At 45.7% G+C, this 622-nt stretch carries 1 protein-coding gene; it reads left to right on the forward strand.

The genetic code is table 11. The annotated features are described in order from the left end of the window. A partial coding sequence (locus tag ACFIJJ_RS10045; protein ID WP_375646854.1) for a hypothetical protein occupies window positions 1–436 on the forward strand: 436 nt, incomplete at its 5' end. Window positions 437–622: the final 186 nt, after the last annotated feature.

The following is a 622-nucleotide window of genomic DNA, read 5'->3' on the forward strand; positions in this document are numbered from 1 at the left end:
GAAGGCCCCACCGAGGAAGGCCCCCCAAAGAAAAGCCCCGGCAAAGAAATCTACCCCTAAAAAGGCCGGACCAAAGGGAGCACGAGCCGCAAGGCCCCGGGGTGGGAAAGCGCAACAGGAAGTGAAGAATATGCCTTCCTTCTCCCAGCGGGAGTCACTGTTGCCGTCCGACTCGACTTCAACGGAGTCCATCGATATTAATGAGGACGCCTTAAGGAAAGTGGACGATTATATCAAATCAATAAGTATGATGAAGAATATGCAAAGTGGAAACCCAAGTCTTGCTTTGGTTCCTTACGAGGAAGTGGAGGACCAGGAAGTGAAGACCCCGCCGGGTTTCCTCCCATCGAAGAAGAACTATCCGGGTCTCGGGCGCTTGAACCCGTTGGAGCGTTTAGCAATTGACCATTTTTTGAACACCCGTGTGGACAGGTAATCGACTACCACTGTGCATGATTATTGCTTATATGTGTACAATAATTATTAATTGTGTATAATATTACTTATATGTGTAAATTATCATCTTACTGTGTACATTAACTCTTATACGTGTAATATGTTACATAGCTGTTTAGAATATGTCCTACATGCGTAACTTGCGTCGTGCCTATGTAAATTACGA

Source organism: Bartonella sp. TT29SHDZB (genome assembly GCF_042193395.1).
Lineage (GTDB): Bacteria > Pseudomonadota > Alphaproteobacteria > Rhizobiales > Rhizobiaceae > Bartonella.